At 38.9% G+C, this 23,959-nt stretch carries 25 protein-coding genes; 4 read left to right on the plus strand and 21 right to left on the minus strand.

Annotated elements, in window-relative coordinates; translation table 11 throughout:
* Positions 1–70: 70 nt before the first annotated feature.
* The 5 genes from F7732_RS05750 to F7732_RS05770 form a co-directional block, all read right to left on the minus strand.
* Complete coding sequence (locus tag F7732_RS05750; RefSeq protein WP_151572946.1) at positions 71–913, minus strand: DegV family protein; 843 nt, start codon at positions 911–913, stop codon at positions 71–73.
* A gap of 77 nt (positions 914–990) precedes the next feature.
* Complete coding sequence (locus F7732_RS05755) at positions 991–1,848, minus strand: amidohydrolase family protein (protein WP_151572948.1); 858 nt, start codon at positions 1,846–1,848, stop codon at positions 991–993.
* A gap of 204 nt (positions 1,849–2,052) precedes the next feature.
* Positions 2,053–5,130 carry a GNAT family N-acetyltransferase gene (locus F7732_RS05760; RefSeq protein WP_151572949.1) on the minus strand — a complete coding sequence of 1,026 codons (3,078 nt, stop codon included), beginning with the start codon at positions 5,128–5,130 and terminating at the stop codon, positions 2,053–2,055.
* A 213-nt stretch (positions 5,131–5,343) separates the two neighbouring features.
* A complete protein-coding gene (locus F7732_RS05765; RefSeq protein ID WP_161598838.1) occupies positions 5,344–5,892 on the minus strand; it encodes a hypothetical protein in 549 nt (182 codons plus the stop codon).
* A complete protein-coding gene (locus tag F7732_RS05770) occupies positions 5,879–7,567 on the minus strand; it encodes a formate--tetrahydrofolate ligase (protein ID WP_151572951.1) in 1,689 nt (562 codons plus the stop codon). Before F7732_RS05770 ends, F7732_RS05765 begins: the two co-directional genes overlap by 14 nt.
* 216 nt (positions 7,568–7,783) lie before the next feature.
* On the opposite strand from F7732_RS05770, the gene metA reads away from it, so the two are divergent.
* Positions 7,784–8,692 carry a homoserine O-acetyltransferase MetA gene (gene metA, locus F7732_RS05775; protein ID WP_151572953.1) on the plus strand — a complete coding sequence of 303 codons (909 nt, stop codon included), beginning with the start codon at positions 7,784–7,786 and terminating at the stop codon, positions 8,690–8,692.
* Between the two features lie 134 nt (positions 8,693–8,826).
* On the opposite strand, the gene F7732_RS05780 is transcribed toward metA, so the two are convergent.
* The 10 genes from F7732_RS05780 to F7732_RS05825 form a co-directional block, all read right to left on the minus strand.
* Complete coding sequence (locus F7732_RS05780) at positions 8,827–9,519, minus strand: AIM24 family protein (RefSeq protein WP_151572955.1); 693 nt, start codon at positions 9,517–9,519, stop codon at positions 8,827–8,829.
* Positions 9,500–10,255: a class I SAM-dependent methyltransferase gene (locus F7732_RS05785; RefSeq protein ID WP_338024074.1), complete on the minus strand. Its 756-nt coding sequence runs from the start codon at positions 10,253–10,255 to the stop codon at positions 9,500–9,502. The genes F7732_RS05780 and F7732_RS05785 overlap by 20 nt, the downstream gene beginning before the upstream one ends.
* A gap of 156 nt (positions 10,256–10,411) precedes the next feature.
* Positions 10,412–10,975, minus strand: a complete 564-nt coding sequence (locus F7732_RS05790) for a sugar O-acetyltransferase (RefSeq protein WP_151572956.1) — start codon at positions 10,973–10,975, stop codon at positions 10,412–10,414.
* A 106-nt stretch (positions 10,976–11,081) separates the two neighbouring features.
* On the minus strand, positions 11,082–11,504 hold the full coding sequence (gene mntR / locus F7732_RS05795) for a transcriptional regulator MntR (RefSeq protein ID WP_151572958.1): 423 nt from the start codon (positions 11,502–11,504) through the stop codon (positions 11,082–11,084).
* 284 nt (positions 11,505–11,788) lie between these two features.
* On the minus strand, positions 11,789–13,945 hold the full coding sequence (locus F7732_RS05800; RefSeq protein ID WP_151572959.1) for a DNA topoisomerase III: 2,157 nt from the start codon (positions 13,943–13,945) through the stop codon (positions 11,789–11,791).
* Between the two features lie 126 nt (positions 13,946–14,071).
* Positions 14,072–14,959 (minus strand): metal ABC transporter permease, encoded by an 888-nt coding sequence (locus F7732_RS05805; RefSeq protein ID WP_151572960.1) that lies wholly within the window; start codon positions 14,957–14,959, stop codon positions 14,072–14,074.
* Positions 14,956–15,888 (minus strand): metal ABC transporter permease, encoded by a 933-nt coding sequence (locus tag F7732_RS05810; protein WP_151572963.1) that lies wholly within the window; start codon positions 15,886–15,888, stop codon positions 14,956–14,958. Before F7732_RS05810 ends, F7732_RS05805 begins: the two co-directional genes overlap by 4 nt.
* A 10-nt stretch (positions 15,889–15,898) precedes the next feature.
* Positions 15,899–16,648: a metal ABC transporter ATP-binding protein gene (locus F7732_RS05815; RefSeq protein WP_151572964.1), complete on the minus strand. Its 750-nt coding sequence runs from the start codon at positions 16,646–16,648 to the stop codon at positions 15,899–15,901.
* A 12-nt stretch (positions 16,649–16,660) separates the two neighbouring features.
* Positions 16,661–17,596 carry a metal ABC transporter solute-binding protein, Zn/Mn family gene (locus tag F7732_RS05820; protein ID WP_151572965.1) on the minus strand — a complete coding sequence of 312 codons (936 nt, stop codon included), beginning with the start codon at positions 17,594–17,596 and terminating at the stop codon, positions 16,661–16,663.
* 239 nt (positions 17,597–17,835) lie between these two features.
* Positions 17,836–18,129: a hypothetical protein gene (locus F7732_RS05825; RefSeq protein WP_151572967.1), complete on the minus strand. Its 294-nt coding sequence runs from the start codon at positions 18,127–18,129 to the stop codon at positions 17,836–17,838.
* A gap of 280 nt (positions 18,130–18,409) precedes the next feature.
* On the opposite strand from F7732_RS05825, the gene cspD reads away from it, so the two are divergent.
* The gene (gene cspD, locus F7732_RS05830) at positions 18,410–18,610 is read left to right on the plus strand and encodes a cold-shock protein CspD (protein ID WP_057771282.1); all 201 of its coding nucleotides are present in this window, start codon (positions 18,410–18,412) and stop codon (positions 18,608–18,610) included.
* A 69-nt stretch (positions 18,611–18,679) separates the two neighbouring features.
* Here cspD and F7732_RS05835 read toward each other — a convergent pair whose 3' ends face one another.
* Both F7732_RS05835 and F7732_RS05840 read right to left on the minus strand, forming a co-directional pair.
* Entirely contained in the window at positions 18,680–18,856 is a 177-nt protein-coding gene (locus tag F7732_RS05835; protein ID WP_151572969.1) for a zinc-finger domain-containing protein, read from the minus strand.
* A 20-nt stretch (positions 18,857–18,876) separates the two neighbouring features.
* Entirely contained in the window at positions 18,877–19,533 is a 657-nt protein-coding gene (locus tag F7732_RS05840) for a ribonuclease H family protein (protein ID WP_151572971.1), read from the minus strand.
* 115 nt (positions 19,534–19,648) lie between these two features.
* Between F7732_RS05840 and F7732_RS05845 the strand changes: the two genes are divergently transcribed.
* Complete coding sequence (locus F7732_RS05845; RefSeq protein WP_151572973.1) at positions 19,649–20,056, plus strand: reverse transcriptase-like protein; 408 nt, start codon at positions 19,649–19,651, stop codon at positions 20,054–20,056.
* 420 nt (positions 20,057–20,476) lie between these two features.
* Here F7732_RS05845 and F7732_RS05850 read toward each other — a convergent pair whose 3' ends face one another.
* Positions 20,477–20,758 (minus strand): DUF6123 family protein, encoded by a 282-nt coding sequence (locus F7732_RS05850; RefSeq protein WP_066444380.1) that lies wholly within the window; start codon positions 20,756–20,758, stop codon positions 20,477–20,479.
* A 60-nt stretch (positions 20,759–20,818) separates the two neighbouring features.
* Positions 20,819–21,280, minus strand: a complete 462-nt coding sequence (locus tag F7732_RS05855) for a divergent PAP2 family protein (protein WP_066444376.1) — start codon at positions 21,278–21,280, stop codon at positions 20,819–20,821.
* A gap of 98 nt (positions 21,281–21,378) precedes the next feature.
* Here F7732_RS05855 and sspL point away from each other — a divergent pair, with 98 nt between their 5' ends.
* Complete coding sequence (gene sspL, locus F7732_RS05860) at positions 21,379–21,516, plus strand: small, acid-soluble spore protein L (protein ID WP_151572975.1); 138 nt, start codon at positions 21,379–21,381, stop codon at positions 21,514–21,516.
* A gap of 64 nt (positions 21,517–21,580) precedes the next feature.
* Here the strand turns inward: sspL and F7732_RS05865 are convergent, their stop codons facing one another.
* Both F7732_RS05865 and F7732_RS05875 read right to left on the minus strand, forming a co-directional pair.
* Positions 21,581–22,471: a 5'-3' exonuclease gene (locus tag F7732_RS05865; protein ID WP_151572977.1), complete on the minus strand. Its 891-nt coding sequence runs from the start codon at positions 22,469–22,471 to the stop codon at positions 21,581–21,583.
* Between the two features lie 571 nt (positions 22,472–23,042).
* Complete coding sequence (locus F7732_RS05875) at positions 23,043–23,888, minus strand: sulfurtransferase (RefSeq protein ID WP_151572981.1); 846 nt, start codon at positions 23,886–23,888, stop codon at positions 23,043–23,045.
* Positions 23,889–23,959: the final 71 nt, after the last annotated feature.

Below are 23,959 nucleotides of genomic sequence, written 5' to 3' on the forward strand. Positions count from 1 at the left end.
TTGAAAGCTGCTAATGGTTCGGTTTCAGATATATGATTGTCATTATTAATCTTTTAGCTTCTATATATATTTATTGCTGGTTAAACCAGCTAATTCCCAGTGTATCTTCGCCTGCATGAAGGCCAACTGCTGCTCCCAATGGGTAACAATTCAGGACAAGACCAGGAATTTCCATTTCGATTGTCCTTTTCCATTCTTCTGCTATTTCCCTGTGCAATCCATAAAGAATAAAGGCTTCTTTCAGTTCATGCTGTTCATATGCTGTCTTTAAATAGTTTATCATTTTTTCTTGTGCTTTTTTCTTACTTCTCACCTTTTCTTTCGTGTTCAATTGACCCTGTTCCAGCGAGATGATTGGGGTAATTTGAAGCACGCTCCCCAGGAAAAATTGCAGGCCATTCATCCGTCCGCTTCTATGAAGCTGTTCCAAGCTTCCGATTAAAACATATAATTCATTCGCGTGTTTTAATGATTCCAATTTTGTTGTAATCTGTTCTGGCTGCATTCCTTGCTCAGCAAGCTGCATTCCTTTTTTTACCATCCATGTAAGCGGATACGATATTAGCCCAGAATCAATTGTGTAAACTGGAATCTTCACAAGTTCTGCGGCCTGTTTACAGGAAGAAACGGTCCCGCTCAATTTTTTAGAGAGATGAACAGCAATGATCACATCATATGTCTCCCCCAGCTTTTCAAACAACTGCTGAAACGTGCCGATAGAAGGCTGAGAGGTTTTAGGAACTGCTTTTACACTCTTTAATCTTTCATAAAGAGCGTCCGGAGTAAGGTCCACTCCATCAATATATTCCTGCTGATCCAGTAAAATCGTAATTGGAACAACATACACATCAGGATGGTTTAGCATTTCTTTATCCATTGCAGCCGTACTGTCTGTTATCCACGCAATTTTCATCGCTATTATCAGCCCCCTTTTTCCTTAATATATGTACAAGCACTTGAATAAAGACCGTCAGCAATGACGGCCCTGCTTTATTCTTTTAAAAACGGTTTAATCTTCGGAAAAAGCTTTACAGCTGTATTATAAAATACATCTTTATGATACTCTTCTGGTATTAAATCTTTGATAAATTGGATATAAGGACCAACTGGAGCCAGCGGCCAATCTGTTCCAAATAACAGCTTATCATAGGAATCAGCGAACACGAGAGCATGTCTTAAATGATCTAAAAAACGGCCTTCGCTTCTTTTTTTCAGCTCCTCTTCAGTGCCAACAATTATCCCAGACAAGTCGGCATATACATTCGAATTTTTATAAATGATTTCTGCTCCAGTGATCGTCCATGGATCCCCAAAATGAGCCATCATAAACTGGACATTTCGATGCTTTACAGCTACTTCATCAATTGCAAGCGGATGAGAATATTTTAATAGCCCTCGCTCTGAATATGTGTCACCTGTATGAAACACGACCGGTACTCCATACTTTTCTGCAAGCTTATACACCGGTTCATATACCTCATCATATGCATAAAAAGGATAATAACCAAGATAGATTTTAATCCCAACCACTCTTGGGTGCTGCAGTTCCTGCTCAAGCCTGCCTAAAGCAGCTTCATCCAAATCAAATGGATTTATTCCTGCACAGTATACGATCTGTTCCGGCAAAGCATCTCCGAGATCTAAGCCCATTGGCGTTACAGCCTCATGGTCAGGAAAGCCCATCTTATCTGTCTCTGTTAGCCCCATAGCGATGCTTAACACAACGTTCGCATTTTTATATTCACTTATATAGCCATCATAAGAATAGTCCACTTTAGAGATCTCTGCTGCAGTATGATGAAAAGATTTTACATTCGAAAAATGAATATGTGCGTCAATGATTTTCATATGTACTCCTTTAGGTTAAAATGTTTGTTTCTATTATAGTAACTGAACAATCTGCTTAATTCCAGAAGATATGTATGTTAAAAGAGAAAGGTGATTTACCAAGCTGTCTGGCAATCACCTTTTTGGTCTTTTGAAGGCTCTTCTAACAAACTACACTGCATTTTATCATTTGAAAATAGCAATAATTAAACGATTAGGGTTATATTAGCTATTAAAAAATGAAATTCCTCGCAGCTTCTCAAAGCTATTTGCTGAAAGAGGACGGTGATCGAATATCATAAACATTGGCGCAGTTACCGCAGCTGTTTTTTGGGAAGAGGTTAATTCAGCAACTTCCTTATTTAAATAAGCTTCTGCTGCACTCTGTTCTTCTGCTGTTAAAACATATAATGTTTCTTCTCGGCCGTTAGAGCTTATGCTGCTGCCAGCATGCATAAAGATCGACATCTCTTCCACACCAGCTTTAAATAGGTGCTGTTTGCCATCTGGCAAATGCACAGCAAGATCACTCAACTGATCCCCTGTTAAGAAGACATCTGTATTCCAGGTTTCTCCTGCGATTGATTTTCCATTCTGGTCATTAATGCGCACAAAATGAGCAACTGCCGGAATACCTGGAAGAACTCCAAAATATTGTGTGAACTGAAAATCCCCCCACGTATCATGCTGATCAAATGCCGTTCGTATCGCCAAGGATCTCCACTTATTACCATACGAATCAGACAGATCAACAAATTTGGCATCACTTTTAGCTTGCTGCAGCGAAAATAGGCTGACATTCGATGGAATGGTTTTATATCCTCCCGCCCACGGATTCCACCAGCCTTTTGCGATTAAATCTGGATAAGAGCTGTGCAGCCACTGCTTTCCATTCATCTTAAGCGAATAGATGCCAGCATAGAAATCTGGCGATGCTTTCAATTCAATGAATTCATTTTGAAGAACGTAGGTGTCATATGGTTCACCTTTTTCTATTGATGAGTGGACACTCCCACCTGCTGCAAAGACCAGCTCCTCAAATCTAATTTCTTCATGATCGCTAAGCAGACTTCCTTTTACGGTTTGAATGCCTAAGTGATCCTTAAGCTGAAGTGTAGAGCCAAACTCTGTGTTCTCATCCTGCTCAGTCAGCTTTTCTTCCAAAACGACTGCATCATTTACGAGCATCTTCCATTTACCGTTCAGATAATTGTTTCTGGCAGTTTTTAAGACGATGTCTGCCTTGCCAAGAGTAAGAACTGGATTGCCATTATTAATGGTAATATCTTTTTCGAATAATAAAGTTGGCTGGTTATTCACTTTCTTTTTCAAGGCAAATTCACGCTGTTCCTTCCATGAATGAAATGTACCCATTGCAAGAGAAATAGCTGGCAATTCGACCTGTTCACCTGGGACAAGCTTTTCTATATGGAACTCCAGCTGCATTTGCCACCCTTCAGGATTCGCCTTCCAGCCGTCAGCCCAAGAAAGACCGATGGGCATCTCTTCATGCTCACAAAAATACCAATTTTCCTGCAGATCTCCTTTATGAAGATCACCATATTCCAGCTCTCTTACTCTCGAAAACTTCGTTATACCAGCTTTAAGCGGGAAGATGGCATTTTCAAGGTCATGATAATTTGCTTGTTGAAGGAAAAGATGATTATATATCTCAGAATGGCTGTTTTTTATTTCAGCCCACCTCTTTACGATGCCTTCACCAAATAAGGATGTATAGATTGCGAGCTGTATTCCAGCAAAATCTTCAGAATCAAATACCATTTTCAACGTAATGCACTCTTCATCAAAAATCCACTCAAGAGAAATAGGTTTTTGCTTTGAAAACTCAAAAGAATATGGCTTTCCAAGCTTTGGAATAAAAAAAGCAAAAGGCTGGTCAATTAATTCATTTCTTCCGGCTGTAGTTGAATAATTTAGCTTGCTGACCCTGACTTGGCTGACTCCATTATACAAATGCCAATATTTTTTAGATTCCCCTCCAAATTTTTTTCCAAAGCCTTTTAGACCAAAACCCACTTCATTATGCAGGAAAGTCTGAACAGTCCCATCCATTTTTACAGCTTTTACTTTTATCTCCGGCTGGTAGAAGCCATATTCTTTCATAATATAAGGAACCGTTAATAGCGCTCGTTCCTTTGGCTTTAATTCGAGCACAAATTGATTAGTTTTAAGTTCCACATGATTATTTTCACCAATTTCAACAGTAAACGCTGCTTCTTCCGGCAAACTGTTCTCTACCTCTAGTTCAAAATGAGATAACTCATTTTGAAATGCTAGATTCATAGTTGATTTTCCGGTGATTTTTGCCGGCTGTTTTGGAAATACACCGAGCGATAACAGACAGGATACTCCATTAATTTTGACTTCTGCTTGAACCACTGGATGCGTTTTCCAGATATTAGGTTCTTCTCCAGCTGCAAGTATCACTGTTCCTTTTATAATTGCCTCATTGGCTACATTTAAATTTGAGGATAATCGAAGGGTTGAACGTTCACTGTCTTTGCCTTCTGCCTGAACCTCTAGAATGTTTCCGCTTTTGTTTTTCACATGCACTTCTACTAGCTCAGTCTGTCCTTCTATCATTTCATGAGATGGCACTACAAGTTCAACCGCATAATCATCCGTTTCAATTGCAGCAATTCCTCTTCCTGTTCGCTCAAATGTTACCCGTACGTTTTTACCATGACTACTCCATTCATATTCATAAAAAGAAAAACCGTTTTTCTTAACTCCATCTGGCTTAACTTCTATAAATCTCGTACTCGCCTCATACCAATCTGCTTCTGCAAAAAACGGCTGTAAAACCGGCATCTTTAGCACTGATGGAATAAAGTTCATTAAATGTGTAGTATCATCGCGATCTTCCCAAAAGAAGCCGCATTTTTTATAGAGAGGAACTGCTTTCAAATTTCCCGGCCAGGTAAATAAATCTACGCGGGGAAAATCCAGTTCCACCGTTTTAGAAATAGCTTTCATCAATAGCATTTTACCGATCTTTTTGCCATGATAATCCGGACGTACATTTAAAAGTGGTATATAAAGAGCTCCGATATCCTCCCTGTATTTAGAAAGCCCGCAATACCCTACAACCTCATCCTGGTCCACCGCTAAATAGAGGGTAATATTGCCGGAGTTCTCTTCTTTTGTTTTCACATCTTCCGCAGTTGTAACTCTGGAATCTCCACCCCAGCTATCTCTGCTCAGATTCCACATCTTCGCTACTTGTGCAGCATGCTCTTCTCTATATTCGGTAATCACAATCTCATTTGTTTTTACTTTCATTCTCTTATCCTCCTAAGCTAGGTGACTTCTTGTCTTTTCTCCTCATTTTCCGATTTTTGCACAGATGAAATAATCATCAGCTTCTCCTCCTTCTTAATAATAGGAATGATTTCCCTATTTTATACTAGCTGTTCACAGCACAATTGTAAACATTATTCTGATTATTACACAAATACAAACAAGGCGACTCATAAAGAAGAGCGCCTTGTTTGCTCAATTAAACGTTCTTATAAGATGATCCATTTCATTTACGGTTTTGACCATGTGTTCTGCCATGTTTTGAAGGTCATCAATTTGATCTTCCTGAATGAAGCGATTGAAAGAAATAGTTAGTTCATTTTCCACGTGAGCAAGTTCATTTAAAGCATTTTTTCTAATATGCTGCTGAACTGAATGATTGGCTCCCCAAATCATTTTTAATCGCTCTGCCGATTTTTTATATAATTCTTCGTTCTCAGGATGTTCAAGAGTAGTTTTAATAAAAACAGAAGCACCACTTTGCTGGACCCCATTTGAAAGAGGCAGCAGTTCAGCTGTTAAATTAGCAAGGTCAGCTTGCAAAATAAATGTACATAATACTTTGCTGCTTGAATTCTTCCTGAGTGTCATATCAAACTTACGGGAAAGCTTTGCCAAGTTCACCCAATCATTACGGTCAGTAATAATGACTTCGCCATCGAGGTCGTAATCGTAAAGACATCCTTCCATTACAACCTTCATATTTTCAAATGCTGTAGGATCAAACATATTAAAATAGTCCAACTGCTTGGCCTTGTTCGTCAACATCCATCCGCAATGCAGCCGGATTTTTAGGAAGGCCAGGCATGGTCATGACTTCACCCGTTAATGCGACGATAAAGCCAGCGCCAATCGATGGCTTAAGTTCACGAATGGTAATTGAAAAATCTGATGGTCTGCCGAGTTTGGAAGGATCATCTGATAATGAATATTGTGTTTTTGCCATACAAATCGGCAGGTTCCCCCAGCCAAGTTCTTCAAATTGGGTTATTTGTTTTTTGGCTTTTTGAGAATACTCTACTTTTCCAGCTCCATATACTTTTTCCGCAATCGCTGTTATCTTATTTTCGAGAGAATCAGAAAGTTCATATAAAGGGGAAAAGGTTCCTTCATGCTGTTCGATGACTTCAACCAGTTTTTGTGCTAACTCTATTCCTCCGTCTCCGCCTCTTTCCCAAACCTCTGTAACAGCTGCTTCCATTCCATTCGCAGCACATAATTCCAGCATTGTATTCATCTCTGCCTCTGTATCTGTTATAAACTTATTAATAGCAATAACAAATGGCAAACCGAAATTCTGTAACGTCTCAGCATGTTTTTGCAGATTCGCAAACCCTAAGCGAAGCGCTTTGGTATTTTCTTCTTTTAAGTGGCCCTTCGCTACTCCCCCATGCATTTTTAAAGCTCGAATTGTCGCTACGACCACGACAGCTTCTGGCTTAATCCCTGAGGTTCTTGCTTTTATATGCAGGAATTTTTCTGCGCCAAGATCAGCTCCAAACCCTGCCTCTGTCACAACAAAATCAGCGAGCTTTGCAGCTGCTTTTGTGGCAATAACACTATTGCAGCCATGAGCAATATTAGCAAATGGCCCGCCGTGAATGAGTGCAGGTGTATGAGCAATCGTTTGAACGAGGTTTGGCTTGATGGCTTCTTTCAGCAGAAGTGTTAACGCCCCTTCTGCACCAAGCTGTGCTACAGTAATTGGCTGCTTGTCCATATTGTAGGCAAAGACCATTCTTCCAAGTCTGTTTTTCAAGTCCTTTATATCTTCAGAAAGGCATAACACCGCCATAATTTCGGAAGCAACGGTTATATCAAAGCCATCTTCTCTCGGAACGCCTTGCATCGGACCGCCCAAGCCGATGACAACTTTTCTTAACGCACGGTCATTTAAGTCCAGTGCCCGCTTCCAGACAATACGGCGCTGATCGATTCTCAGCTCATTTCCCTGCTGGATATGATTATCAATTAAGGCAGCCAGCGCATTGTTAGCAGAGGTTATGGCATGGATATCTCCCGTAAAATGAAGATTAATATCCTCCATAGGCAGCACCTGTGAAAATCCGCCGCCAGCCGCACCGCCTTTTATACCCATTGTGGGTCCAAGGGATGGTTCTCGGATGGCAATCATTGTTTTTTTGCCAATAGCATTCAGTGCATCACCAAGACCGACTGTTACTGTCGATTTCCCTTCTCCTGCTGGAGTTGGATTGATCGCTGTAACCAAAATGACTTTTCCAGATTCGTTCGTCTTGATTCTCTCTAATGTCTCTGCTGAGAGTTTCGCTTTATATCTTCCATATAATTCTATATCATCTTCCTGTAGACCAATTGAATCAGCAATTTCTGTAATCAGTTTCATTTTTGCCTGCTGAGCAATTTCTATATCTGACTTGACTTCAAGTTTAGTGTTCATGCATCTTCCCCCTGCAACGTGATGTGATATGTATTTGCCACTTTTTATTGTACCATCACAGTGAGATAATATTTAAAAAACTTAGCAAATTAAAAACCATTATCATTGCTGACTATTGTAATCGTTTATATAATGATCTTATTAAAATGGATAATAGAGCATATTGTTATATATGTATATCGCCTTTCAAATGAAGAAAAAATGGGAGTTGATCTTTTGCCTATTAACATTCCGAAAAATTTGCCTGCCCGTGAAATATTAGAAAAAGAGCATATTTTTATTATGGATGATGACAAGGCCCTTCAACAGGATATCCGTCCGCTGAATATACTAATTTTAAATTTGATGCCTCAAAAAGAAAAAACGGAAACTCATCTGCTTCGTCTTCTAGGCAATACACCACTGCAAACACACATAACATTCTTAAAAACAGATACACACACATCAAAAAATACAAGCCAGCTTCATCTTGATCAATTTTATTCAAGATTTCAAGATATTAAAGACCGAAAATTTGATGGAATGATCATTACTGGTGCTCCTGTCGAACACCTTCCCTTTGAAGAGGTTGATTATTGGCAGGAGTTAAAAGACATCATGCAATGGACAAAATCAAATGTAACATCGACATTACATATATGCTGGGGAGCACAAGCAGCTTTATATTATCATTTTGGGATCGGAAAATATGATTTAGAAGGCAAATGCTTTGGAGTCTTCCCTCACACCGTATATAAATCAGCTGAAAAGCTCCTCAGCGGCTTTAATGATTATTTTTGGGCACCTCATTCACGTCATACAGATGTGTCTTTAGATGAAGTGCTTGCTCATCAAGAAATTACACTGCTTTCTTCATCACATGAGGCGGGTGCTTTCATCATGTCTGCCAATAGAGGGAAGCAAATTATGATAACGGGGCATTTAGAATATGAAGCTACTACTCTTTTAGAAGAATATCAGAGAGATGCGTCTAGAGGTCTGGATATAAAAATCCCGGTTCATTACTTTCCAGAAGATAACCCTCAAAAAGCTCCAGCTAATATTTGGCGTTCACATGCATTTCTGCTTTTCTCGAACTGGCTGAATTATTATGTGTATCAGGAGACACCGTATAATTGGTCATAAAACATTAGCAAGCCTGGAAGGCAAAAGAGCATGCTAAGCTGCCATTGTTATTTTCTCTAATTAATGCTACGGAACTTCTCAATGTCCTGTATCAAAAATAAGCCTGGATGACGAATCATCCAGGCTTGTATTATTTATGATTGCTGACTGTAGTAAACTTCTTCGAACGGCTGCACCACAACAAATCCGTTTCCTTCAAATTTCATTTGAATGGATTCTCCGCTTCCTCTGCCGATGAATGTTTTAAAAGATACATCTGTCACAAATTCCGGCTGAAGGTTACCAGACCAAGCGACTGTGGCATTCGGATCTGTATAAACAGGATTATCAGGAGTGACAAGCAGTGTTAATGGTTCGTAATGTGAGGTAATAGCCACCATTCCTGTACCTTCAAGACGGACATTAAATAAACCTCCGCTCATCATTCCCGCAATTTTTCTCATCAATTTGATATCCCAGTTAATTGACGGTTCAAAAGCGAGCAAATCATTCCCATTGACAAAAATAGATTCGCCATTGAGATGTAAGATTGAGATCTTCTTTCCTTGATCGGCTAAATACAGTTTTCCATTCCCAGTTGCCTTCATTAAAGAAGTGCCTTCACCTGTTAACGCTTTTTTGAACATTTTTCCTAAACCGTGTTCTAAAATGCCTTCACGCTCAAATTTAATTTGCCCCCGATAAGAAATCATCGCTCCTGATTTTGCCCAAATTTGATTGGATAAGTTGATTTCCAGCATTCTAGGAGTCTCTAATTCAAACAAACCTTCCCCTTTGTCCTCTTGCTTTGTTTGATTTACAAATTCGTCAATCGAATATCTGCTCATTTTCTAATTCCTCCTCTTTTCTATTTTTAAGCATAAACACCCACATGAAAGATAGTGCCTGCTTAAGCTCAACTGGAAGTGAACCCTTGGATACCTGTTCTGCTGCTTTTTTGAAAACGGGCAGTTCCGCTATTTTTTCCCATCCATTTTCTAGTGCCAGAGCCTCAAACTCCCATGGCATCATAGTATTGCAGATCACCTGATCGCCATATAATCTTTGAAAACTGCTTTTTCGGGGACCTGCAGTTGGTCCCAGCACGCCAACACATGCATAGCCTCCTGGCTTAACCATATGTTTCATATGCATTAATACCTTCAGAGGATCTTCTGTCCACTCCAGCGAATTAATGGCAAGGACTGCGTCATAAGAATTTTTAGGTAATTGAAGTATGGTTATATCGCCTTTGATGAATTGAGAATGATTCTGTTTGTTTGTTTCTTTTGCTCTATGTATCATTTCATCAGCAACATCATAACCAGTCACTTCATAACCAATTTCTGCTAATTTTAATGAACCATAGCCATCTCCACAGCCAAGATCACATACTTTCGAATAGGCTGGAACCACTTTACAAAAAAAAGGGATAATATCTTTGCGGCTGCCCTCTTCCCACATCGTTTTGCTGCTTGCATGCCATTTGGCAGATCGCTTATTCCATTGTTTCTCTGATTCTAGACTCCAATTTTGCATATCATCCCTCGCCATCTTTCCTTTATATACGGTACACTTTCTCAAAAGTTTCATCCTATGTACATTCTAGACTTATTCATAACAATCCTATCTATGTCTGATATTAAAAACTATTTATTTACTAATTAACCCTTATAAGGTAAAAATAAACTGCATAATAAAAAGAGTTGTATGCATAAAAGCTGGCATACAACTCTTCTTTCATGATAAATCCAGCTGTTTAATTACTACTGCAGGATTTCCTCCAACGACTGTATTTGAAGGAACATTTTTTGTAACGACAGCTCCAGAGGCAATAACAGCGTTGTCTCCAATTGTTACGCCAGGATTGATGATCGCTCCTCCACCAATCCAAACATTATTGCCGATTGTTACTGGTTTGCCGTATTCTTTGCCCGAGTTCCTCTCAACAGGATCTAGAGGGTGTGTGGCCGTATATATATGTACACCCGGTGCCATCATGCAATTATCACCGATTCTGACCTCACAAACGTCAAGAATGACGCAATCGAAATTTGCAAAAAAGTTTTCGCCAACATATGTATTGCTGCCATAATCGAAGCGAATATTCGGTTCCATAAACACATTTTCTCCAGTCGAGCCAAGCAATTCTTTTAACATGAATGTTCGCTCTTCAAAGTCTGAGTCTAATGACTGATTATATAGACGTACCTTTTCTCTGGCATCTGCTCGTGCACGAAGCAATTCAGGATCTAACGGGTTATACATTTCGCCAGCTATCATTTTATCTTTTTCTGTTCGCATCTTCTCTAGCACTCCCTTTTGTTATATCTAAACATTTATATTGTAAGCCTTTTCTCAAATTCACAAAACAAAAAACACACAAGACTTCTGTGTATTTTTCTTTTGCTTAAGCATTTTCGTTATTTTTTTGAACAATCCTCAGAGCATTTATCCGGTTTTCATCTTCTTCAAAATATTGGACAAGATCCCCAATGCGGTCTATTGCATCCCAGCTTAAATGATGTTCAATGCCTTCAACATCCTGATATATATTTTCATCTTTCACTCCGATGAGTTTGAGAAGCTGTTCAAGCAACTCATGTCTATATACTAGTCGCTTGCCAATTTTTTTGCCTTTTGTTGTTAAAACAAGACCTCTATACTTTTCATATACTAAATATTCATCTTTATCCAGTTTCTGCACCATTTTGGTAACAGATGATGGGTGAACGGATAGCGCTTCTGCTATATCGGATACACGGGCATATCCTTTATCTTCAATGAGTATGTATATTTGTTCAATATAATCTTCCATACTTGGTGTTGGCATAGGGTACCTCCTAAAAGAAAAGCGCTAGCGCCAAGATTAAGTACTTCCATTTGAGGTACTTTGACGCTGAAATAACTTGTCTATTTCTCATTTATATTTATAGCACAATGTAAATATACACTAAGCCATGTCATTTATTTGTGATGCAATCATTTTTATCAAGTGCATGGCTAATATGACATTAGCCTTTAAAAAGTTTACTACAAAATGGCAATAGGAGACAAGCTTATGTCCCAAAATTACCATCAAGCAGAGATGTATACAGCAAACATCCCCGCTCTTATTTACACCTGTTTATCGAAAATAAATTTCAGCTTGTGATCTTTCTGGTCCCATGCCAGTTTGGCTGAAAACATTTTTTCTTTGCTGGAAAAACCTTCAATTAATTCGGTCTCCCCATTCTTCAAAATCAATTTGACGTTCTTTTGTGTGACCGTTTTATTTAAGATCTTTTTCGATATACTAAAGCCGCAATTGCTTTTCTTATAATTGGAACATCCGTAAAACGTTCCTTTATCAACAACTTTTCCATCGCAAAGCAAACATTTCCCTACCGAAGATGTTCTTTTTTGCTTATACGTTTTCGGTGTGAAATTATCTTGATCCTCTTGTGCAAATGTCCACTTATCTTTATTCTCGGAAGATGCCTGAATCAGATGGAGAACCATTTTATTTGTTTGCTCCATAAATTGTTTAGGTGATGCCGTTCCTTCAGAAATCTGCTGAAGCCTTGTTTCCCACTTAGCCGTCATCTCTGGAGAAGCCAAAATCTCTTCTCCAATTGCACTAATTAAGATTTTCGCTTTAGAGGTAGCATAGACAATGTTTTTTTGGATATCAATATATCCTCGATCCTTTAACATAGTAATAATTCCTGCTCTTGTTGCCTCTGTGCCCAGACCTTCTGTTTTGTTCAGCATTTGTTCAAGTTCTTTATCCTCCAAATGCTTGCCGGCCGTCTTCATTAAAGTAATGAGCTGACCTTCCGTATATCTTTTAGGCGGCTGTGTCTTACCTTCCTTTACTTCTGCCTTTAGCACCTCACCTTTTTCAGATTTAGAAAGAATTGGAAGATTTGGCTCCTTATCTTTCTCTGCTAAGGGGATGACTTTGCGCCAGCCAAGTTCCAGCTGAACTTTTCCTTTTGATTTAAACATCGCTCTTCCGTCTACTAGCGTATCAACCTCTGTATATTCCACCACAGACTTTTCATTAAATGCAGCAATTAAACTGCGGGCAATCATCATATAAATCTTTTGTTCATCAGGAGAAAGCTTTTCGATTGAAGGTACCTGTTCAGTCGGAATGATTGCATAGTGATCGGTAACCTTTTTATCATCGACATATCTTTTGTTGCCTAAAAGCGTTTGTATTGGCAGAGGAAAATGGGTTTTAAGGTCCTGTAAATCTGATAGTTTTGCTAAAATATCCGGAAACATTTCTGCTTCTCCAGCTGTTACATGTCTGGAATCTGAGCGAGGATAAGAAACATAGCCCTTTTGATATAATTTTTGTAAAATATCAAGCGTTTTTTTGGGAGGATATTTATACTTGCGGTTTGCATCTGCCTGCAAAGCGGATAAGTTGAATAGCATAGGAGGCAAATATTCCTTTTTTTCCTTTTTCACTTCTGTTATTTCTGCATTTTTCCCTTTACAGAAAGCAGCGATTTTTTCAGCAAGCTCTTTTGATTCTGCTCTTGACTCTCCATCTTTGTCCCATTTGCCCTGATATGTTTTGCCATTCACATGAAACTCGGCAGTCACTTCCCAAAAAGGTTCTGAAACAAAACGTTCAATCTCTTTTTCTCTTTTGACGATTAAAGCTAACGTTGGTGTCTGCACTCTGCCGACAGAAAAGACGTCTGAAAAGCCTTTTTCTTTCAGCAGCAGACTGTAGAGCCTAGACGCATTCATCCCGACAACCCAGTCAGCACATGCTCTAGTATAAGCTTCATAATAGAGGTTGCGCGTATCAGACTCTGATCGTAATGATGTAAAGCCTTCTCTTATTGATTTGGGTGTTAAGGAAGAGATCCACAGCCGCTTCATGGGTTGTTTTGCTCCTGCAACTCGAAGGACATTGCGGATGATCAGTTCTCCTTCCCTCCCAGCATCACCAGCATGAATAATTTCTGTGACTCGCTTATCCTGTACGAGTTTCTTTATGACATTAAACTGTTTTGCCTTATCTTTTGTTACTTCATACTGAAACTGCTCTGGAATAATAGGCAGATTCGTTAGCGACCATTTTTTCCAGGAAGAATGGTATTTTTCTGGTGCTGACAGCTGGCATAAATGGCCAACTGCCCATGTGACAAGGGCTCCTTCGGGGAATAAATCAGCAGGGAGGATTTCAACAAATCCTTGATGTTTTTTCATTTTGAAGATTGAGGCTAGAGTTAAACCTTGATCTGGTTTTTCAGCAATGATAAGTTTCATAGCGTTTCACTTCCAAGTGTTCTAATAATAGTTTCTATTTTACCTGTAATTGAGCTGAAGAGAAAGTAAAAAAGAACGACTATTTTTTGTCGTTCTTTCCAATTAAACTATTATTCTTATATAACCTTATTGTTCGGAGCCATATTTCACTTTTTTTAATGCGAATTTTTTAAATAGATACCCTTTTGCTGGAGAAAAGAAGAAGACGAGAGCAAATAATATTCCATTGACTGCGGCCATGCTTCCTGAGATGGATACGTTAAACAGCATAGCAGCATAATATCCTATTATAGCTGCAGCTACTCCAAACACTCCACTTAAGATAAGCATCACACTCATTTTATCTGTTAATAAATAGGCAGAAGCCCCTGGTGCAATCAGCATGGCAACAACGAGAATAGCACCGACACTATCAAAGGATGCGACTGTTGTAAGAGAAACCATTCCCATCAGCAAATAATGAATGAATAGTACTGGGATTCCAATTGCAGCAGCCATAGCAGGATCAAAAGATGTAATTTTCAGTTCCTTATAGAAAAGGAAAATAATAACCAGAACGATCAGCAATACTGCCGATAACATTAAGAATGCCTTAGGAAGTTCCGGCAGAAAACCAATTTGCACTGTATCCCATGGCACAAATGCGATTTCTCCCATTAGTGCATGATCAACATCGAGATGCACATCACCTGCATAGAGAGTAATTAATATAACACCTATTGCGAATAGGAAGGTAAATACCACTCCGATGGAGGCATCCTCCTGTACACCGCTGCTGTGGAGAAGCTGAACAAATACAGCTGTTAACAGTCCAACAACTGCTGCTCCAATGAGCATATAAACTCCATTCATGCTTTGACTGATTAAAAAAGCCAGCACAATCCCAAGCAAAACTGTATGACTAATGGCATCCGCCAGCATTGAAAGTTTCCGCAAAATGAGAAAGCAGCCTGTAATTCCACAAGTAATGCCAGCCATTGATCCGATTAAAATGATCCATGCCTCGTAACTCATAGGTACTCGCCTCTTTCTTTTTGCATTGTCAGTTCTCTATTAATCTTCTTATGATTTAATTGTCTCTTAATAACTTTCGTTACAATGCCTCTTCCTGGTGCAAAGAACATAGAGAATAAGAATAATGCCGTTGCTGTTACAACAATAAACGGTCCGGTAGCAAGGCCTTCTCCCAAGGTGCTGATTAATGTGCCAGCCACACCAGAGATCGCACCAAAGATTCCGGATATAACAATCATTTTACCTAAAGAATCCGTCCAGTAACGTGCAGCTACCGCTGGTGTGATTAATAGCGCCGCCATTAAAATAACACCTACTGCCTGAATACCGATCACAATGACAGCCACTAATAAAGATAAAAATACCAGATTAAGAAATCCAGCCGGAAGGCCTAGTCCCTTTGCAAATTCCGGATCAAATGTCAGTACCTTTAACTCTTTAAAGATTAAGGCTGTGATGACAATTAATGCGGCGGCGGTAATGGCCATCATTTTAACATCACTGCCAACGAGTGATGCTGCCTGCCCGAAAATAAAATCGCTTAATCCGCTTTTATTGCCTGCGGGAGATTGGGTTACTTTTGTTAACAGCACAATGCCAAAGCCAAAAAAGACGGAGAGAATTAAACAGATTGCTGTATCTTCTTTAATAATGGAATTGGAGATAACAAATTGAATGCAGTAGGCAGCTAATAGACCTGTAATGGTTGCGCCGATCAGCAGAGCAAGCAATGATTTCTCCCCTGTTAGCATGAAGGCAATACATATTCCCGGCAAAGCGGCGTGTGCAACGGCATCTCCAATTAGACTTTGCTTCCTTAATAAAGCGATGCTGCCAAGGACACCGCTCGCAATGCCTAATAGCATTGTGGCGAGCAGTACCCATTGTGTATTAGCATTATTCAAAACCATATTCATCAGATCACTCATTACAGGCACCTCATTTTTGTTCTGCTATCATCTGGCCTTTTTCCAAAAATGCCAGCTTCCCACCGTACGTTTGATGAAGGTTTTCCATTGTAAAAGTGCTTTCAGTTGGACCTGACGCAATTGCTTCAACATTTAAAAGCAGAACATGATCGAAGTATTCTTTTACAGTCTGCAGGTCATGATGAACAACAAGCACTGTTTTCCCCTGTTCTTTCAACTCATTAAGTAAATCAATAATCGCACGTTCGGTTGCTGCATCGACACCTACAAATGGTTCATCCATAAAGTAAACCTTTGCCTCTTGTGCCAGTGCTCTAGCAAGAAATACTCTCTGCTGCTGCCCGCCTGAAAGCTGGCTAATTTGGCGGTCTGCAAAATCAGCCATTCCGACTTTCCTTAAACATTCCAGAGCAAAAGCTTCATCCTTTTTGCCTGGTCTTTTAAACCAGCCAACATGACCATATCTGCCCATCAGCACAACATCAAGTGCATTAGTCGGGAAATCCCAATCAACAGATCCTCTTTGCGGCACATACCCTACAATCCGATCCTTCGCCCGATACGGTTTGTTGTAGATTTGAATCTGTCCTGCCGCCTTAGGGATTAACCCTAAAATGGCTTTTATTAACGTTGATTTACCCGCTCCATTTGGCCCAATAATTCCAATAAGCTTTCCTTCCGGCACTTCAAAGTTTATATCCTTTAGTACCGGCTTTTCTTGATATGCGACAGTTAATCCTTTTACAACGACTGGATTCATCATTTCCACTCCTTATTTCAGTGCATCAGCGATCGTTTCAACATTATGTCTATACATGCCGATATACGTTCCTTCTTCTGTACCTTCTTCACCCATTGCATCAGAGTATAGCTCTCCGCCAATCATTACTGTGTGCCCTTTGTCTTTTGCACCTTCAATAACAGCGTTAATTGATTTCTCAGAAATACTGGACTCTACAAATACAGCCTTAATTTCACGATCTGTTAATGTATCTACTAAGGTTTGTACATCCCCTAGACCATATTCAGATTCTGTGCTGATGCCTTGTAAACCCATTACTTCCATATCGTAAGCATTTCCAAAGTAGCCAAATGCATCATGAGCTGTTACAAGAACTCGTTGATCTTCAGGAATGCTTGACATTTCTTTTGCAGCAAATTCTTTTAAGTCATCCAATTCAGCATAATATTTCTGTGCATTTTCTTTATAAAATGCCTGATTATCCGGGTCTGCCTCTATAAGCCCTTCTTCCACTTTCTTTAACGCCTGCTTCCACAGATCGATATCAAACCATACATGGGGATCAGCAGCTGAACGATCTTCAGCATCTTCCAGCAATTCTCCTTCACTGACATTTTCTGCAATTGCGTATGTTGGCTTATCAGCATTCATTTTTTCAAAAACTTCTAAGATCTTACCTTCTAGGTGCAATCCGTTATAAAAAATAATATCTGCTTCTTCAAGCTTTGCGATATCGCCTTGTGTTGCCTTATAAAGATGAGGATCTGTTCCAGGTCCCATTAAACTAATAACTTCCACTTTGTCTCCGCCTATATTTTTCACTCCATCAGCTATTTGCCCAATTGTTGTTGTAACAGTTAGCTTATCACCGTCTGATTGTGCGGTATCCTCCGATGCTGACTCACCTGAACACGCCGCCAAAACCATTACAAGCATAGCAATTGTTAACCCTAATAGCTTTTTCATTTTCTCCCCATCTCCCTTTGCAAATTATTTAGTTCAGCCTTAGATGAGTATATGCACGAATTTATGCTTAGTGCACACATTTTAACATAAGACATGTTTTTTTTATTAAGCAATAAATGTTTCCTTAGTGCAACATTTTAACTCTTTTCAGATATTTGTCAATTCAAAAGCAAAAAAAAATCGGCCATTAGCCGATTTTCACATTAGAACCTTATTCTTTTATAAATACTTTGCTGCTTTTAACCATTCTTTCTATAAGGAGTGATCGTCATATGTTCAAGCACATAAAAGCGATTCATACTGACAACATTTGATACGGTTAGGATGTGAGAGGGGATTTTTTCAACATGAAACACAATTAATCCAACTCGATCATTCATGATAATAAAAGAATCGCCATGAGAGTATGCCAGGATCTCTTTTCCTATCAGCCGAATAGAGTTGATTATTGCTTGTTTAATATCTTCATCAAGATGAAAGTTTGGAGAGAATCTTAAAATCCATTCTAAATCATCGATTGAAAACCTGAACATCTTTCTCTCACCCTCTTCTCAGAGTTTAAAATATTTGTATGAAGAAGGATGATTTTTATGTATTATTTCTTTAAAAATATTATTTTTTAAATTTTGTTAATATTTTCGGTTTTTTTCCAATTATTGCGATCTTGAACCTTGACTGCGGGCAGGCATTCGTGTATATTATAATCATCATTTAACAGAATATATACAATATATTTGTAATATATTTAAGTTGAGTGATAATATTTATCTTAGGCACTAGAGTGTCTTTTAAGGTTTAGGAGGAAAAGTTAACATGCAAAACGGTAAAGTAAAATGGTTCAACAATGAAAAAGGTTTTGGTTTTATCGAAGTTGAAGGCGGAGACGATGTATTCGTTCACTTCACAGCTATTACAGGTGACGGTTTCAAATCTTTAGAAGAAGGTCAAGAAGTTTCTTTCGAAATCGTTGAAGGAAATCGCGGACCTCAAGCTGCTAACGTAGTAAAACTATAATCTTATAATAAACTAGGCTGGCCTTGTGCCAGCCTTTTGTCATTCTTAGGACTTACAACTTCTGGTGAATCAGCACAATTCTTTTCCAATTGATTTTATTTTCTTCCCCACTGTACATTGTGTGATGCAGAAGCGGTGTGCAAAGCGCCTTCCTTTTTCCTCTTTATGATGCTGATGCAAGAAACAGCCTTTACAATATGTTTCCATAATGGATTCTGCCTCTTGGATCACTTTTTTTCTTCCCATAACCTTTACACCTCCGCTCCTTATGTCATTTGCATTTTGCTGTGGATGTTTTTCCCTTCAATTGCTTGAGTGGCAAGTTTATCTGCTTCTTTATTTTCATTTCTTCCCACTGGCGAATATGCCGGTATTAATCCAAGTTTCTTTATTTTTGCTTCGATGCGGTCAAGCCATCGATTTAAATTTTCTTCATAGCATGGCCACTCGCCAGCCAGCTGATTTAAAACGACTTGTGAGTCACCTTTAAATTCACAGCTCATATGGCGGACACCCATTTCTTCAAGCATATTAACACAAAAATAAAATGCTGCATATTCAGCTTCATTATTGTCATCAATCTCATGGAGCAATTCATTTGCACGCAGACGGTATTTTTTTTTGCCTTGTTTATAATAGATTACAGCCCCTAATCCTGCCAGCTGTTCCTGTTTATCATAGCCCCCATCAAAATAAACTACAATATCATGGGGTTCTTCTTCAATTTCTTCCAGCAGTTTTCCCAGTTCCTTTAACGTCCAAGATGTTCCCCGTTCATCATAATATACCATATCTAAAGCCCGGCCAGACTTAGCAAGTTCTTCTCCTGTTAAAAGAGCCAATTCACCTGTGAGCCAATCTGATGTAAAAAATACATTGGAACTTCCTTTTAATTTATAATTCCATTCTAATTTATATTTCATTTAATTTATCCTTTCTTCCTTATTTGAAGCTTATCATGTTGTTTAGGTGGTCATCCTTTTATGATACACTTATCTTTAGCTTACATAATTTACAGGATTTGATGGAGGATTATGAATGATTGAAGTATATATTGACGGAGCAAGTGCCGGGAACCCTGGACCCAGCGGTGCTGGCATATTTTTGAAAGCCAATGGCAATGTTGAAAGGTACTCAATCCCATTAGGCATAATGGAGAATCACGAAGCAGAATATCATGCATTAATAAAAGCTCTGGAAATTTGCATCCAGAAAAATTATCAGACGGTTTCATTTCGCACCGACTCACAGCTTGTTAACGCGGCAATGGAAAAAGAATTTGTAAAAAATAAAAGATACTCTCCTTTATTAGAACAAGCTTTGCAGCTAAGCAGGCAGCTTCCGCTTTTTTTTATAAAATGGGTGCCTAGCTCTGAAAATAAAAGTGCAGATGATCTGGCGCGTGCTGCCATCCGGAAAAATAATACAAAGGATATTGAACAGTGATAAATAATAAACATAGTGTTAGCTGTTGCCCATCTCTCTCTTCTGCTCTTAGCCTTAGCATTTTGGCCTGACATTTGTTGTCGTCCAAAATGCTAAGGCTTTTTTAGAGCCTTTTCCTTTTAATGCAATCCGTTTTTTATAGCAGGATTATTATTATTCCTCATACATATTGTTTTTACTAGAAGCAAACTTTTTCATTTTAATTTTTGCAGAAATCCCGAAAAGGAATTATAACATCCTGGTTGTACTTAATGGCGACAACTTGTTAGCTAACTCCTTTAAATATATATATGGGATTAAACAAATATGATCATCATGGCAACCATGCTTGGTGAATAAACGAATGTGCCAGGCTATGAATTGATCGTGGTATAAAAAAGAAAAGGCGTGTGGTTGCACGCCTTCTTTGTCTTTATTAATTTATATGGCAAGCAAATGCTTTTCTTTTACAAATTGTATGGCTTCCTGCCTGTTTTTTATACCATGAGTTGTAAGCATTTCAAGTAAGGACATATAAAAACTGCCATCAAATGACTTTTGTATTTTTAGAGTAAGTTCTAAAGCGGCATTCACAAGTTCATCCCCAGCATTCGTATAATGCTTGCCGAAGTAGATAAAACCAATGGCGTCTTCTTTCAGCTGAAAGCCTTTGCTTTCTAAAAAACGAACATATTCTTCCACTGTTTTCACAGTCATATTCATTCCTCTCCCTAATTGACAAAGCATTCCTCCTCAAATATTACCGTAAATTTCGACAATTATCTACCTTTTTTTGGTCAAATAATAGCCGATTGTACCTGTAATAACTCCGAGTATCGCTCCACCAATTACCTCTTGAGGCTGATGTCCCAGCATTTCTTTTAGCTTCTTTGGCTTTTCCTCTTTAAATTCTACTGTATCATCTGCATTGATTTTATCAACTAGTTCACCAAGGCTATTTACCTTTAATGTAAGTTCGCCCGTTTGACGGCGTATTCCCTGTGCATCATACATGACAATAAGTCCGTATACGAGGGATAACGCAAAATCAACTGTCGGAACTCCTCTTTGTAATGCAATGAATGTTGTCAGAGAGGAGACTCCAGCTGAATGTGAACTAGGCATCCCTCCTGTTTGAAAAAAGAGTTCTGGCCGCAATTCTTTCTCTTTTGCATAATGGATCGGAATTTTTAACCCTTGAGCAAGTCCTATACTTAAGAGTGCTATGTAGACCCCTTTATTCATATCATCACCTCCTGTTTATTTTGGAGTTTGTGTAGTGTAATTATTCCTTTTCGGTCATACTACTAAACATCGATCATAAAAGAGAGGTGAATGAAGAAATGAGCAGAAAAGGCAATGATAACCGTGGTACAAAAGCATCTGGTGTGAATCCGCAAGGCTACGGACAGGATGCTGAGTTTTCTGAAGAGCCTAAAAGCAAGCTTGAGAATGCAGCGAAGAAGAAAAACACAAAATAAAGCAAGTAAAAAGGCCGATCACTGATCGGCCTTTTCTAATCCGTATTCTATCACGGTATTTATATTATGCGTATTGCTGTTCTTCCTGTATCAATTTATGAAGTCCGCGGAATTCAACTTCTGTAAATTTAGCAAGAACTTTTTCGCGATTTATTTTATAGTGCGATTGTTCTAGTGTACATGTAACAGGAACATCGCATTTAATTTCCGCTAACTGTCTGCTTAAGTGAAGCATTTCAAGATCTTGTTCGATTTTCGTTCTTTGCCCTTTTGGAAGCTCTGTTAAATGAGCAAGTACTCCTTCAATATGCTCGTACTGCTGAAGCAGCTTTAATGCTGTTTTTTCGCCAATTCCTTTTACTCCAGGGTAGTTATCGCTTGTATCCCCCATAAATGCCTTTAAATCAATCATCTGCTTCGGTGTAATTCCTTTTTCCTCAAAGAATGTATCTTTTGTATGCACTTTATAGTTACCATATCCTTTTTGGAGAAGAACAACTGAGATCTGTTCATCTAATAGCTGCAGAATGTCTTGGTCACCAGTCAAGATCATGACATTGCATTCCTTGGAAGCACTTCTTGCAATGGTGCCGATACAATCATCTGCTTCGTAGCCTGATAACCCGATGTTCGGAACATCAAAAGCTTCTACCACGTCTTTTACCAGTTCGAATTGTGGCTGAAGCTCAATTGGAGCCTCTGGTCTGTTAGATTTATAACCATCAAACATTTCTGTTCTAAAAGTTTTGCTGCCCATATCCCAGCACACAGCTACATGGCTTGGGTTAAATGAAGACATAGCCGTTAAAAAGTGTTTTACAAAGCCGTAGACTGCATTGGTTGGGATTCCTTTTGAATTGATCATAAATTGACCGCTGACTGCTGTGGCAAAATAGGCTCTGAATAAAAGGGCCATTCCGTCGACTAATAGTAGAGTAGATTTATCTTCTTTCATTTATATTCCTCCTTGGAAAACTGCGTAGATACTATTATAGCATAGGTTAATAAGTTCTATAAAAACTGGATATAAAATGCCAAAAGAGGCTAAAAAAACTATAATACTTGGGCTAAAATTCAAATATTCATTGTCATGGATTGAGGAATTAAAACTAGCCCGTTCCATTGCGCTGCGGACCCTCGCTTTCCGTGGGGAGGAAGCTGAGCCTCCTCGTCGCTTGCGCTCCTGCGGGGTCTCACCCTTTCCTCTATTGCCCACAGGAGTCGAGAGTCCTCCGCTCCATTTCACTCGTGTTAAAAAGAAAAAATTTTATAATTAACAAATAAAAACCGAATGATTAGATACACTTTCTAACAGTCGGTTATATTGTCGTTTTAAAATCTAATGGCCCAGCCTAAAAGCTATTTACGCCATTTTAGATACCTTTTGATAGCAGTATAGTTGTTTTGCAATCAAAAGCTCTGTTCTTATTGCTCCCTATATCCTATAGTAGATTACAAAATCAATTTGCTTAAAACAGAAAAAATACTTCGCGTCCTTTAAAGCTTCCGTTTTACAATTGAACCTATCAAAGTCCTTTAAATGCTCCTGTCTCCACTTCATTTTCTTCATATGAGATCCAGTCGCTGAAGCTGCCTGGGTATAGTTTGACATTTGGGTAGCCGGCTTCTTTTAGGGCGATGTAGTTTGGTGCGGCGGTGACGCCTGAGCCGCAGTAGACGATTAGTGTTTTAGAAGGGTCGATGTCTGTGAATCTTTTTTGCTGTTCTTTTGCATTTCTAAATCTTCCATTTTCCAGGCCTTCAAACCAAACTTTGTTTATGGCACCAGGTATTCTTCCTGCCTTTTTGTCTATTGGCTCTTCTATTCCTAAGTATCTTTTCTCCTCACGTGAATCGATTAGTACAATATTTTTCGTTTTTTTACTGACAGCTTCTTTTACTTCTTCATATGAAGCGATCATGTCATGATTGCAGGACGGACTATAGCTGCTTTTTGCAGGAGTTGGTATCTTATTCGTTATGGCACCATCTTGTTTCTTCCAATCTTCATAACCGCCATTTAAAATATATACCTTTTCATGTCCTACATATGTAAGCATCCACCATAAACGCGAAGCATAAGCACCTTGTCCGCCGTCGTATGCGATAACAGTCGTTGCCCGGTCAATGCCCGAACGCTCCAATAATTCGATAAAGTTATCCATTGGCGGCAATGGATGTCTTCCGCCATGCTGCTTAACTGGAGCGGATAAATCCTTTTCTAGATCATAATAAAGCGCACCAGGAATATGATCATTCTTATATAACATTTCACCTTCCTCTGGGTCACTTAAATTAAATCGGCAATCTGCGATAACGAGTTTTTCATCATTTAAGTGCAGTTTAAGCCAGTTAGCATTAATTGTTCTCAATTGAATTCCTCCTACATTTCATGTTTTCTTTTACAATATGCTGTCATTTTACCTAAAAGCTTATAAGAAAG

The organism is Bacillus mesophilum, assembly GCF_008923265.1.
Classification (GTDB): Bacteria; Bacillota; Bacilli; order Bacillales; family Cytobacillaceae; genus Cytobacillus; species Cytobacillus mesophilum.

What these genes read in the sequence shown, in the direction of transcription:
- F7732_RS05750 (WP_151572946.1), bottom strand. Translation starts at nt 913, where the DNA reads ATGAAAATTGCGTGGATAACAGACAGTACGGCTGCAATGGATAAAGAA.
- F7732_RS05755 (WP_151572948.1), bottom strand. Translation starts at nt 1,848, where the DNA reads ATGAAAATCATTGACGCACATATTCATTTTTCGAATGTAAAATCTTTT.
- F7732_RS05760 (WP_151572949.1), bottom strand. Translation starts at nt 5,130, where the DNA reads ATGAAAGTAAAAACAAATGAGATTGTGATTACCGAATATAGAGAAGAG.
- F7732_RS05770 (WP_151572951.1), bottom strand. Translation starts at nt 7,567, where the DNA reads ATGAACACTAAACTTGAAGTCAAGTCAGATATAGAAATTGCTCAGCAG.
- F7732_RS05780 (WP_151572955.1), bottom strand. Translation starts at nt 9,519, where the DNA reads ATGAGCAGATATTCGATTGACGAATTTGTAAATCAAACAAAGCAAGAG.
- F7732_RS05790 (WP_151572956.1), bottom strand. Translation starts at nt 10,975, where the DNA reads ATGCGAACAGAAAAAGATAAAATGATAGCTGGCGAAATGTATAACCCG.
- mntR (WP_151572958.1), bottom strand. Translation starts at nt 11,504, where the DNA reads ATGCCAACACCAAGTATGGAAGATTATATTGAACAAATATACATACTC.
- F7732_RS05800 (WP_151572959.1), bottom strand. Translation starts at nt 13,945, where the DNA reads ATGAAACTTATCATTGCTGAAAAACCAGATCAAGGTTTAACTCTAGCC.
- F7732_RS05805 (WP_151572960.1), bottom strand. Translation starts at nt 14,959, where the DNA reads ATGAGTTACGAGGCATGGATCATTTTAATCGGATCAATGGCTGGCATT.
- F7732_RS05810 (WP_151572963.1), bottom strand. Translation starts at nt 15,888, where the DNA reads ATGAGTGATCTGATGAATATGGTTTTGAATAATGCTAATACACAATGG.
- F7732_RS05815 (WP_151572964.1), bottom strand. Translation starts at nt 16,648, where the DNA reads ATGAATCCAGTCGTTGTAAAAGGATTAACTGTCGCATATCAAGAAAAG.
- F7732_RS05820 (WP_151572965.1), bottom strand. Translation starts at nt 17,596, where the DNA reads ATGAAAAAGCTATTAGGGTTAACAATTGCTATGCTTGTAATGGTTTTG.
- F7732_RS05825 (WP_151572967.1), bottom strand. Translation starts at nt 18,129, where the DNA reads ATGTTCAGGTTTTCAATCGATGATTTAGAATGGATTTTAAGATTCTCT.
- cspD (WP_057771282.1), top strand. Translation starts at nt 18,410, where the DNA reads ATGCAAAACGGTAAAGTAAAATGGTTCAACAATGAAAAAGGTTTTGGT.
- F7732_RS05835 (WP_151572969.1), bottom strand. Translation starts at nt 18,856, where the DNA reads ATGGGAAGAAAAAAAGTGATCCAAGAGGCAGAATCCATTATGGAAACA.
- F7732_RS05840 (WP_151572971.1), bottom strand. Translation starts at nt 19,533, where the DNA reads ATGAAATATAAATTAGAATGGAATTATAAATTAAAAGGAAGTTCCAAT.
- F7732_RS05845 (WP_151572973.1), top strand. Translation starts at nt 19,649, where the DNA reads ATGATTGAAGTATATATTGACGGAGCAAGTGCCGGGAACCCTGGACCC.
- F7732_RS05850 (WP_066444380.1), bottom strand. Translation starts at nt 20,758, where the DNA reads ATGAATATGACTGTGAAAACAGTGGAAGAATATGTTCGTTTTTTAGAA.
- F7732_RS05855 (WP_066444376.1), bottom strand. Translation starts at nt 21,280, where the DNA reads ATGAATAAAGGGGTCTACATAGCACTCTTAAGTATAGGACTTGCTCAA.
- sspL (WP_151572975.1), top strand. Translation starts at nt 21,379, where the DNA reads ATGAGCAGAAAAGGCAATGATAACCGTGGTACAAAAGCATCTGGTGTG.
- F7732_RS05865 (WP_151572977.1), bottom strand. Translation starts at nt 22,471, where the DNA reads ATGAAAGAAGATAAATCTACTCTACTATTAGTCGACGGAATGGCCCTT.